Raw genomic sequence first — 11,561 nt, 5'->3', positions numbered from 1 at the left:
CCAGCACCGCCCAACCGGAAAGGGACCAAGCGAGAAGGGCCCCATCAGGAGAAGAAGGAGGCCGAGAGCGGCCCCCTTCTTCCAACCGAGACGGGGTTTCAATCCGCGCTTTTCCATTCAGATTACTCCGGCAGGGGAATGCCCTTTTCCTCAAAGTACTTCTTCGCACCCGGATGGATCGGAGTGGTCACACCCTCCAACGCTTTTTCCAGATCGATCTGGTTTCCGGCCTGGTGCGCGCTGGCGATATCGTCCTTTTTCTCATACATGGTCTTGGTCAGATTGTAGACGAGATCTTCGCTCAGATCATTGTTGGCGTACATGACGGCCTTCAGGGTCGCCGTCTGGACATCTTCGTCCTGCCCCTTGTAGGTGCCGCCCTCGATCGTCAGCGGCTGGTAAAAGGGGTATTTTTCCTGCAATTTTTTCATCGCCTTGTCGTCCACTTCGAGCACGCGCACTTCCTTGGCGGTCGTGATATCCTCGATGTTGGACGCCGGCAGGCTCAACAAGCCGAAGATCGCATCAACTTGGCCGTCCTTCAGCTTGGTGGCCGCATCGCCGAAGCTGTCGTAGAAGGGCTGAATATCGTCAAAGGTGAGTCCATAAGCCTCAAGGATATGTTTTGTGGTGTTGACCGTGCCGCTTCCTTGGGGACCTACCGCGACACGTTTCCCTTTGAGATCGGAAACGGTTTTAATGTTGCTATCCTTGGCCACCACGGCCTGCACCACTTCCGGATAGACGACGCCGATCGCCCCGAAGTTGGTCACCTTCTGGCCCTCGAAATCCGCCCGGCCGTTGTAGGCATCATCGGCGTTCATGTTGACCACCATCGCCAAATCGGCTTCCCCCTTGGCGAGAAGGGCCAGGTTTTCGACGGACGCCCCCGTCGCCTGGGCCGTGACGTTCACACCCTCCACATTTTTGTTCCATACGTTGGCAATGGCACCGCCCAACGGATAGTAGGTGCCTCCGGTACTACCCGTCGCCAGAGAAAGATCCTGACTTCCTCCACTCTCACCGCCACCGGACCCGCTTTGGCCGCAGGCTGTCAAAAAGACCGATGCAATGAGAGCAAGAGTAAGTAGTACGGACCACTTTTTCACTTGTATGACCCCCTTTGTGATCGATGCAAGCCGATACAACATACTTATTATACAATATACTGTCAGCATAATTGTACAATATGATCGATTTGCATGTAAATGGAATCGATTTCTTATTTCTCAATATTCCGCATAATCGATCCCCTGAACGGCCCTGAAAAAACCCGTTTGATCCGGTTCGATTCCGGTTAAATAACATACCGTACCTGTCGTCCTATCCTTCAAAACCAAAGTTTGATGCAAAAATCAATCCATGCAATACATAACCGATTGAGATTTCCATGATTTCCTCCAGTCGATCACCGGGGCACCCGCCCCATCCCCCATTATATGCTGCCATAGCCCCCTTCTTTTCGAAATCTGACAGGAAACACCGACCGAACGAAGAAAAATCCGTCGAAACACCTCTTCAATACCCCCGCTTTCCCCTCTTTCACCTTTCCAATCGGTGCTTTGTTTTCCTATTCCCATAACTTTTCATTGAGGAGTGATGTGAAGACCCATGTGCGGCATTTGCGGAATCATCGATCTGGACGAGAACCCGGTGGAAAAAAATCAGTTGCGCTCGATGCTCCCCTCTTTGGAGCGACGCGGCCCCGATGATGAGGGCTGGCTGGTCCGGCCCGGCGTGGCCCTGGGTCATCGCCGACTCAGTATCATCGATCTGACGGAAAAAGGGCGTCAGCCGATGGTGGACGAAGAGCTGGGGCTTTCCGTCGTGTGCAACGGAGAGATTTACAACTACCGGGAATTGAAGCGGGAGCTTACGGCCCTGGGATACCGGTTTTTCTCCTCCAGCGACACGGAGGTCCTCCTGAAGGCCTACCACGCCTGGGGAGAATCCTTCGTCACCCGCCTCATGGGGATGTTCGCCTTCTGCCTCTACGATTGGAAGCGGAAGAGGTGCATCCTGGGGCGCGACCGATTGGGGATCAAGCCCCTCTATTACGCGGATGAAAACGGCACCTTCTATTTCGCCTCCAACATCCAGGCCCTGATGCGGGCGGGCGTCGTTCGCCCCCGGCTTTCAAAACGGGCGCTCCACCACTTTCTCACCTTTCACGGCGTCATCCCTGCTCCCCTGACCCTTTTCGAGAATGTCCGGAAGCTGGAGCCGGCCACCCTGCTCGTCATCGAATCGAACGGGCGGAAAAGAAAGCAGACCTACTGGAAACTGAACTTCGACGAAAAATGGAATTTGAGTGAAGAGGAATGGATCGAACGGCTCCTCCACGCCCTTGAAACCAGCGTCAAGCGGCGGATGGTGAGCGACGTTCCCGTCGGCGCGCTGTTGAGCGGGGGGGTGGACTCCAGCCTGATCGTCGCCCTGATGGCCCGGATGGAACCCGAGTCCCTCCGGACCTATTCCATCGGCTTTGAGGATGTGGCCGGAGAAGAGGGAAACGAGTTCCGCTACAGCGATCAGGTCGCCGAGATGTTCGGCACGGAGCACCGCAAGATTTTCATCGATTCCGAGCAGCTCCTCCCCCGCCTCCAGGAGTGCATCCGAAACATGGCCGAACCGATGACGAGCCACGACGCCGTCGGATTTTATCTCCTGTCCCAGGAGGTGAGCCGGGAGACGAAGGTGGTGCTGAGCGGTCAGGGCGCCGATGAGGTGTTTGCGGGATACCACTGGTATCCCCGGATAAACGACGGATCCGGCCACCCGGCGGACCGCTACGAAAAAGCCTTTTTCGACCGGGATCACCTTGAAATCCTGGAGGCGCTGGAACCGGAATATCACGGGGAAGACTGGTCCAAACAATTCGTCCGGGACCACTTCGGCACGCCCGGTGCCTCCCATCCCGTCGACCAGGCCCTCCGGCTCGACATCACCGTGATGCTGGTGGACGATCCCCTCAAGCGGGTGGACAACATGACCATGAGCTGGGGATTGGAGGCGCGGGTGCCCTTCCTGGATCACGAGCTGGTGGAGCTGGCGGCCGCCATGCCGCCGGAAATCAAGCTGTCCGGAGGAGGAAAAGCCATCCTGAAAAAAGCGGCGGAACGCCTGCTTCCACGCGAGATCATTTTCCGGAAAAAGGGCTACTTCCCCGTACCCGCCCTGAAATACCTGCGGGGAGAGTACCTGGAGTTCGCCCGGGATATTCTCCTGTCCGACCGGGCGCGGAGGCGCGGTCTGTTCCGCCCGGCGTACGTGGAAAAACTGCTCGCCGCCCCGGAACGGCACATCACCGTGCTGGGAGGCAGCAAGCTGTGGCAGCTCGCCCTCTTGGAATTCTGGCTCCAGGAAATGGGGTGTTGACATGACTCAGCGCACGCTGGTCCGACATTTGAAGCGCTCCTTTTCAACGCCCCTGTCCGAATGGGTCGAAGAACCGCCTCCGGTCAAAACCCGGGGGATCAAACGCAACGTCGCCCTCCCCTGCGGATGGGGAAGGCTGATTTTCGGCCAAACCTTCGACGACCATGACCGGATCATCGACATCTTCTCCTCGGAGCCGGCGGGCAGGCGGGATCTGGCCATCTACATCAAAAACCATCACGTGCTGCTGGCTAAAGCCCCCGACCTGCTGTTCGTCGATCCCTCCCACACCTACCGCCTGTGGCTGCACCATTACCGGATGCCCAGGAAACGGCCGTCCTCTTTCCGCATCCGCCTGCTCCGGGGAGAAGAGGACGCAGAGCAGGTGAACGCCATCTACCGGAAATGCGGCCTGATCGAAAGCCCCGTCTCCACCATCGTGAAAAATCAAAAAACCCACACCTTCAGCTATTTCGTCGCCGAGGACTCCGCCGACGGGCAGATCATCGGCACGATCACGGGAATCGACCACAAGGAGGCCTTCAACGATCCGGAAAACGGGGCCAGCTTCTGGTGTCTCGCGGTGGACCCGGACCGGCGGGCCCGGGGGGTCGGCCGCGCCCTCGTCCGTTGCGTGGCGGAACATTACCTGGCTAAAGGGCGGGAATACCTGGACCTGTCCGTTCTCCATGACAACCACAAGGCCATCCGGCTCTACCGCTCCCTCGGCTTCCGCCGAGTGCCCGTTTTCACGGTCAAACGGAAAAACGAAATCAACCGGATCTTTTACACGGGAGGGCCCAAACCGTGAACATCTACGCGCAAATTCTCATCGACGAAGCCAAGCGCCGGGGAATCCGGGTGACGGTGATCGACGAAGCGGCAGGCATGTTTATCCTGGAACACGGAGAAAAGCGGATCCGCTGCCGGGAATCCCTCACCGACCGGACCTCCGCCGTCGCCATGACCATCTGCGAAAACAAAGCGCTCACCCGCCGGCTCCTGAAGCGGGAGGGATTTTCCGTGCCGGAACAGGTGGTTCTCAGCCGGGGGGCAAAGCCGGAGGAAGTCCGCTCCGCCGCGGAGACGCACCTGGAAAAATGGGGAAGCGCCGTCGTCAAACCCCTTCGGGGCGAACAGGGAACAGGCATTACCGTGGATGTGTCCGCTCCCGACGAGGTGGAACGGGCGTTCCGTTTCGCCGCGCAATGCGGGGATGAGGTGGTTTTGGAGCAGTATGTAAGGGGAAGAGATCTCCGAATCATCGCCATCGACCACTCCTTCGTGGCGGCCATCGAGCGGACCCCCGCCCGGGTGACCGGAGACGGTCGTCACACCGTCCGTCAATTGGCGGAGGAAGCCAACCGGAAGCTCCAGGAGCAGACCGGCGGGGAAGCCCGAATCCCGTTGGACGGAGAGACCCGCCGGGTGGTCAGGCAGTCCGGTTTCGACCTGGATGCGGTTCCCCCCGCGGGAAAAACGGTTCCCCTGCGCAAGACGGCCAATTTCCACACGGGGGGAACCATCCGGGACGTGACCGACCAGGTGTCCCCCCGGCTGCGGAAAATCGCCGAGGAGGCGAGCCGCATCCTCGACATCCCCGTCGTCGGCTTCGATTTCATCGTCCCCGACTTTACCGGGGAAAGATACGCCATCATCGAAGCCAATGAACGGCCCGGACTGGCCAACCATGAACCCCAGCCTACGGCGGAACGGTTCATCGACTTCCTTTTTCCGGAAACCAAGGAGAGGACGCAGGAGCGGGCCGGTTGACAAGGCCTGCACGATATTGAGACAATTGTGAAAAAAGAGACGGCCATTCAAATCGAAGGCGTGATAACGAACCCGGCAGAAATCCCCCGGCGAGAGGGGACCTATCCCCTTGACTCAAGGAATTCTGCAAGGGCGATCCAAATTTGAGGGAGAGCGGTCATGACCATTAAAAAGACGCGGAAAAGGCGACAGCACGTCAAAAACCTGTTGGTACCGGTTTTGGAAGAACACATTTGGCCGTTGCTTGAACCGGAAGGGTTCTCCTGGCGGGGGTCCCTCCGTTTTTGGAGGGGAAATTCGTCCGGCCGCCAGACGCTGGAATTTGCTTTCCGCATGTCCCGCAAACGGACCGATCCGGTTCTGGCCTACATATGCCCCCGAATCACCGTCCGGAAACCCGGCATCGGCGAACAGATGCGAAGACTGCTCGGGGACAATAAGAAGATGAAGAACGATCCGGATGTCCTTCTCCACCAGTCCGTGGGACTCGTCAGCCCGGATCGGGCGGATACCCGCTGGATCCTGTTCGACGAAGAAGATCTTTCGGACCTCGGCCATTCCCTGGGGGAATACGTGAAAACCCACGTCATCCCCTTTCTCAACCGCTACCGATCCTGCCGGGACATCGTCGACGGATGGGAAGCCGGCGACGAGCGATTGGGCCCTCCGCCGGACGGTTGGATCCGGATGGTGGCGGCCTGCCTGGATGTGGGGCGCGAGGGACAGGCGGCCAAGATCTTGTGGTCAAAGGTTTGGGGGAAAGCCGAATTGCGTGAGGAATACCGCCACGCCCTCGCCCGGTTGGGCATCGATCCCGCGTTGGGACTGCGGGACGATCCGGGATCCCTTCCTGGGGCGGAATCAACCTCGAAAACGCGGTCGCCTCTTTGACTCGCAAGCCGGAAAGGGAGTTCATCAGGTGATATCGGCGGGCGGGTCCGAAAAATGGTCCGCGCGGACCTCACAATGTTTGCTGATATCGTCCGGTAGTTGCACGCCTCGTCCCCCGCAGTCCATGGCGCGGAACCTCCCGCCGACTGCCCCCGACGACAAGATTCCTCCCCGTCGAAAGGCGCGAAGGGACACCGGGCCGGACCGTCCCGCCCGACGGCAATTTTCCGCAAAATGGCACAGATCTATGAACACCCTCCCCCTCCCTTTCCTCTCCGGATGAGAAAGCTTACAATGGTTACGATGGATATGCCGGCCGACTGGGGGGATCCGTTTGCGCAGCCGTCGCAGGATTGTCTGGATCTGGGCGGGAGGGCTGGGGCTGCTTTTGGGAATCCACTTCCTGATGACCATTCTTTATCTGGCCCCCGACAATCTGCTGAAGAGGCGCTTTTCTGAACCCCTTCAGCGGTACATGGACCCCCTCTTCGCTCAAAACTGGCAATTGTTTGCCCCAAACCCGATTTCCCAGCACCGCTCCCTCGTGATCAAGGCGAAATACCGCGATCCGGGAACCGGTGAAATACGGGAAACGCCGTGGAAGGACATCACCCGGCCTCAGGTTCGGGACGTGTGGGAAAACCGGTTGTTCAACGGCGACCGGGCCCTCCGCTTCCAGACTTCCGCCATCAAGATGTATCAGAGCGAGGACCCGGACAGGAAGGCCCAAGGCCTTCAGATGCTGCGCCGCATCGCCCTGCACTCCCTGAATGACGAACTCCGGGATGTGGAACAGGTCAAGGTGCGGATCGTGATCAATCGGTTCCCGCGATATCCGGAACGGGAAAAGCCCGACCAAATGGGCACCCTCTATTTTGACGAAACCGATTGGATGACGGTGCGGGAAACGGCCCGGGGCGCCTCCGGGGGGCGGAAGCCGTGATCCGGAAGCTGTATCGCCTCCTCACCACCGAACACCTGCTCACGGGTGTCAGCCTGGCCCGCATCGCCTACGGCCTGTTCCTGCTTTTTTATCTCATCAGCCATTATGCCGAACGGCACCTTTTGTGGGGACCCGGCGGCCTGTTGCCCCACGATTCCTTCCTGGAGATGGCCGAGACCCGGGGGATCCTCACCCTGTTCCATCTGAGCGGAGCTTCCTGGTTTTTCGAGCTGATCTACCACGCGGGGTTTGTCATCGTCTTTCTCTACCTGGTCGGATACCGCACCCGCCTGACCGGCGTGCTCACCTTCATCCTGTTCTGGTCCTTCTATTTCCGGAATCCCCACCTCACCAACGGCGGAGACAACATCCTGCGCATCCAGCTGTTTTACCTGATGTTCGCCCAGGTGGGGGCGCGCTTCTCGTTGGACGCCCTCCGGAGAAGAAACATGCCTTCTTCCGGAGAGAAGGGGATCGCCGGAGAAATGTCGGCGGTCCTTCACAACGCCGCCGTCCTGGCCGCGGTCGTTCAGCTCGCCTTCCTGTACTTCACGGCGGGGATGTATAAAGTGATGGGATCCTACTGGCAGGAAGGAACCGCCCTGTACTACGCCATGCGCGTCCAGGAATTCTACTGGCCGGGGATCAGCGAATGGATCTGGAAGTCGGAATTCCTTCTGGTATTTCTGAGCTACGCCACTGTGATCTTTCAGGTCGCTTTTCCCTTTCTGCTCCTGAACCGTGTAACCAAACTGATCGCCGTGGGAAGCGCGATCCTCTTTCATGGGGGCATCGCCCTGTTCATGGGACTGACCGGGTTTTCCTGGATCATGATCGGAAGCGAGCTGATCCTTTTGACCGACAAGGATTACCGCCTCATCGGCACCGCCGCGCGGAGGGTGGGAGCGAGGGCCGCCGGACCGTTCCGCCGCCTGGGGGAGAAAATCTCCGCCCTTCCCGCGGTTCAGCGCAGGCAGATGATCGTCTTTTACGACGGCTGGTGCCCCCTGTGCCGGGCCAGCGTCGCCTCCTCCAAAAAGCTGGACTGGTTTTCCCTGATCCGGTTCGTTTCCTTCCGGGAACCCGGCGTCATCCAACAGTACGGACTGGACGCAGACAAGGCGGAACGACGCATGCACAGCACGGCGGACGGGCGGCGATTCGCCGAGGGAATCGACGCCGTGATCCAGATGGCCACCCGGCTCCTCCCCCTGTGGCCGGCGGTTCCCCTTCTCCTGCTCGCCCGATGGATCGGAATCGGCCAGCGAGCCTACGACTTCATCGCCAGCCGGCGCACGATTCTTCTCACCGGCGGGTGCGGCAAACATTGCTCGCTGGAAGAAGGGAAAAAGGAATCGGTCACCCTCGGCGAGTGACCCGGTTTCGCGCGGGGTCTTTCTCAGGGCGGGTCCTTCAGACCGTACGAAGGAAGATCATCCGACAAATTTCATCAGCAGCCGGTTCACCTTGTCCCGCTCCTCCCAGAATGGGCCGTGACCGCTGTACCGAAACGGGACCAGCCGTGAATTGCTTATTTTTTGATTCAGTTCCTCGGCCTGGGAAAAGGGAATTACTTTGTCGTGCACGCCGTGAATGATCAAAGTGGGGATATGGATTTTGGGCAGATCGGCATCCAGCCTCTCATCTCTCAGCGTCCGGATGATCGCCGCCGTCGACCATCCCGCCGCTTGCAGGCCCAATTGGAAAAACCAGTCCGAAAAGGGCCTGCTGATATACTGAAAGAAAAAGTCGTCGATCACTCCCCGCACCATCTTGGGTCGGTCGTTTAGCGATTGGGCGAGAAGCTGATCGGCAGTCCCTTTCGTAAAGCCTCTGGGAGCCGCCGCGTCCATGAGGACGAGCTTGGAGGCCCCGCCACCGCGATACCTGGCCGCATAACGGATGGCAATCGCTCCGCCCGTGGAATGGCCCACGAGGGTGAAGTCGTCCAGCAGGAGCGCGTCGACCACTTCCCGGATGTCATCAGCCAGCCGGTCGTAATTGTACCCGTTCGCCGGTTTGTCCGACTTGCCGAAACCTCTCCAGTCAATCCCTATTAAGCGGTATCCCTTGGCGGGAAGCACATTGAACTGGTACTCAAACTGTTTGTGGCTGAACGGCCAGCCGTGCAGAAACACGACGGTCTTTTCTCCCGCAGGGTTGAGGTCCTCCACGTACAGGCTCACTCCCGGTTCCACACAGACAAAATAACCCATGCCGATCCCTCCGTTCCATTTGTCGTCTCAATTAAAATACTCACCCGGAATGCATGGGTGAGTATCCGCAAAGACGACCATGTGTGCGGAGGTTCTTTTTTTTGCCGTACTCGGCGGGAGCGCGGCCGAAACCGCGGCCCAGTCGTCAGGGGAAAGCCAACCGATCGGGCGCTCCCGGTCATTTTTCCGCGCCGGACGCTTTCAGCCGCCGCAGGATCATCCGGCGGGTGACGATTCCGTGGAGAGGCGAGAACAGAAACGCCAGGAGAAACAGCAGGGCGGCGGCAACCGTCATCGCACCGGCGATGGAGACATTGAGCCACACGGCCAAGGCGTAGCCGAGCGCGGAGCTGAGGGTTCCGATCAGGACGCTGAGACCCAGCATCCGCCCCAAACGGTCGGTCAGCAGATAGGCGGTCGCCCCCGGAACGATCAGCATGGCCACAACCAGGATCGCACCGACGCTTTCGAAGGCGGAAACGGTGGTGATCGACACCAGGCCCATCAGCAGATAGTGGAAAAAGGTGACCGGGATGCCGATGGCCGCAGCCATCTGGGGATCGAAGGCACAAATCTTGAACTGCTTGTAAAACAGTCCGACCACGGCCAGGCTGAGGAAAAAGGCGATACCGTTGGCCCAGACCGCCTTAGGGCCGATGGCGATTTCGCCCACCATCAGGACATCCCAGGGGACGTAGGCGATTTCCCCGTAGAGAACGCAGTCGAGATCCAGATCCACTTGGCGCGAATAGAGGGAGATGAGCACCACGCCGATGGCGAACAGCGCGGTGAAGGAGATGCTGATGGCCGCGTCATTCTGCACCCCGCGCCGGCGCAGCGTCTGGATCAAAAAGGTGCACAGCAGGCCGAAAGCGGCCGCTCCCAGCAACATCGGAAGCGAATCCCGGCTCCCGATGAGCAAAAAGGCGACGGCGATCCCCGGCAGAACCGCATGGCTGATGGCATCCCCCACCATCGCCATCCGCCGGAGAATCAGAAAGCAGCCGAGAAATCCGCAGGCGGAGGCAACCAGCGCGCCGGTCAGAATGATCCATAAATCGCTCATCCCGTCCTGCCCCCCTTCATCCCCGGCTCCAGCGGCTGCCATTTCGGCAGGCGACCGTGATCCGCCAGCAGATCCCACAGCTGGTTGAAGATCTCGACGGGAATCCGTTCGGTGAGATAATCGACATCGGCGCCGGGAGAGCCCAACCGGCTTTCATGCATGTGCCACATCTCCACCATCCGCCACCGGAGAACGATATCATAAGCGGCTTGCAATCCCTTCTCCGTCAGGGCGACTTCCGTATCCGAGGGGAACTCGATCCACCCTTTCTTCGCGAGGGCGCGCAAGGTGGCCGCCAAACGGCGGCGGGAGAGGGCCAGGACGGTTTCCAGTTCGGCGATGGAAAACCGGTTTTCCCCCGTGCGCTCTCCCTCCTCATACAGCGTGCGCAACAGGTTTTCCCGGGCCGTGCGCGCGCGGTTTTTGGCCAGATTCAGCGCCTTGGCCAAAAGTCCCCGCCGGGGTGCGAAAACGAGGGAAAACAGGAAGACGGCCGTCGCGGCCAGGACGATCAGCGGACCGGTGGGAAGGTGAAGGGAAAAGGTGCTGATCACCGTTCCCAGCGCTCCCGACGCTCCCCCGAGCAGCGCGGACAGAATCACCATGCGGTCCAGCCGGTCCGTCCAATAGCGGGCGGCGGCGGCCGGCGTGATGATCAAGGCCGCCATCAGGACGACTCCGGCCGCCTGCAGTCCGATCACGACGCCGATCACCAGCATCGTCATCAGCAACAGATCGATCGCTCCCATCGGAAAACCCAGGCTCCGGCCGAAGGCGGCATCGAAACAGAGCAGTTTCAATTCCTTGAAAAACAGAGCGCAGATCAGGAGCAGCAGGGCGGAGACGCCCCCCATCACCGCCAGATCTTCATCCACGAGGGAGGCGGCCTGACCGAACAGGAACTTGTCGAGACCGCTCTGGTTTCCCGCTCCGCTCTGCTGAATCAGGGTGAGGAGGACAATTCCCGCGCCGAAAAAGACAGACAGCACCAGCGCGAGGGCGGTGTCCTCCTTGATGCGCGAATGGCGAAGGATCCCGTTGATGGACAGGGAAGCCAAAATTCCCGTCGCGATCGCCCCGACCAGAAAGACCAGGGGGTGCTTCAAACCGGTCAACATAAAGGCGATGCAGATGCCGGGCAGGGCGGCGTGGGCCAGCACGTCGCCCATCAACCCGCGCTTTCGCAAAAAGGCGAAGGAGCCGATCGCCCCGCTGCTCACGCCGAGCAGGGTGGTCCCTCCCAAAACCCACAGGGCGTTCGGATCGGTGAAAAAGGTGCGAAGGGCGGCCATTC

Annotated in this window: 10 protein-coding genes; 6 read left to right on the top strand and 4 right to left on the bottom strand. The window is 59.7% G+C overall.

The features are described from left to right. Positions 1 to 122 precede the first annotated feature (122 nt). Positions 123 to 1,109 (bottom strand): TAXI family TRAP transporter solute-binding subunit, encoded by a 987-nt coding sequence (locus CLV97_RS10610; RefSeq protein ID WP_211295732.1) that lies wholly within the window; start codon positions 1,107 to 1,109, stop codon positions 123 to 125. A 502-nt stretch (positions 1,110 to 1,611) separates the two neighbouring features. Here CLV97_RS10610 and CLV97_RS10605 point away from each other — a divergent pair. The 6 genes from CLV97_RS10605 (at position 1,612) to CLV97_RS10585 (ending at position 8,361) form a co-directional block, all read left to right on the top strand. Continuing rightward, positions 1,612 to 3,378, top strand: a complete 1,767-nt coding sequence (locus CLV97_RS10605; RefSeq protein ID WP_106345506.1) for an N-acetylglutaminylglutamine amidotransferase — start codon at positions 1,612 to 1,614, stop codon at positions 3,376 to 3,378. Position 3,379: 1 nt separating this feature from the next. Continuing rightward, on the top strand, positions 3,380 to 4,189 hold the full coding sequence (locus CLV97_RS18370; protein ID WP_211295731.1) for a GNAT family N-acetyltransferase: 810 nt from the start codon (positions 3,380 to 3,382) through the stop codon (positions 4,187 to 4,189). Continuing rightward, positions 4,186 to 5,151 carry a hypothetical protein gene (locus CLV97_RS18365; RefSeq protein WP_211295730.1) on the top strand — a complete coding sequence of 322 codons (966 nt, stop codon included), beginning with the start codon at positions 4,186 to 4,188 and terminating at the stop codon, positions 5,149 to 5,151. The genes CLV97_RS18370 and CLV97_RS18365 overlap by 4 nt, the downstream gene beginning before the upstream one ends. 159 nt (positions 5,152 to 5,310) lie before the next feature. Beyond that, entirely contained in the window at positions 5,311 to 6,042 is a 732-nt protein-coding gene (locus CLV97_RS10595; protein ID WP_106345505.1) for a hypothetical protein, read from the top strand. Between the two features lie 334 nt (positions 6,043 to 6,376). Then, complete coding sequence (locus tag CLV97_RS10590) at positions 6,377 to 6,985, top strand: DUF5819 family protein (protein WP_106345504.1); 609 nt, start codon at positions 6,377 to 6,379, stop codon at positions 6,983 to 6,985. After that, on the top strand, positions 6,982 to 8,361 hold the full coding sequence (locus tag CLV97_RS10585; RefSeq protein WP_106345503.1) for a DCC1-like thiol-disulfide oxidoreductase family protein: 1,380 nt from the start codon (positions 6,982 to 6,984) through the stop codon (positions 8,359 to 8,361). Before CLV97_RS10590 ends, CLV97_RS10585 begins: the two co-directional genes overlap by 4 nt. Positions 8,362 to 8,418: 57 nt before the next feature. On the opposite strand, the gene CLV97_RS10580 is transcribed toward CLV97_RS10585, so the two are convergent. The 3 genes from CLV97_RS10580 to CLV97_RS10570 all read right to left on the bottom strand — a co-directional run bounded on the left by CLV97_RS10580 (position 8,419) and on the right by CLV97_RS10570 (position 11,559). After that, complete coding sequence (locus CLV97_RS10580; RefSeq protein WP_106345502.1) at positions 8,419 to 9,201, bottom strand: alpha/beta fold hydrolase; 783 nt, start codon at positions 9,199 to 9,201, stop codon at positions 8,419 to 8,421. Between the two features lie 178 nt (positions 9,202 to 9,379). Then, positions 9,380 to 10,267 carry a metal ABC transporter permease gene (locus CLV97_RS10575; protein WP_106345501.1) on the bottom strand — a complete coding sequence of 296 codons (888 nt, stop codon included), beginning with the start codon at positions 10,265 to 10,267 and terminating at the stop codon, positions 9,380 to 9,382. Further along, a complete protein-coding gene (locus CLV97_RS10570; protein WP_106345500.1) occupies positions 10,264 to 11,559 on the bottom strand; it encodes a metal ABC transporter permease in 1,296 nt (431 codons plus the stop codon). Before CLV97_RS10570 ends, CLV97_RS10575 begins: the two co-directional genes overlap by 4 nt. Positions 11,560 to 11,561 lie beyond the last annotated feature (2 nt).

The organism is Planifilum fimeticola, from assembly GCF_003001905.1.
Lineage (GTDB): Bacteria > Bacillota > Bacilli > Thermoactinomycetales > DSM-44946 > Planifilum > Planifilum fimeticola.
The sequence above is the reverse complement of the archived record's forward strand: the minus strand, read 5'-3'. Positions and strand labels throughout refer to the sequence as shown.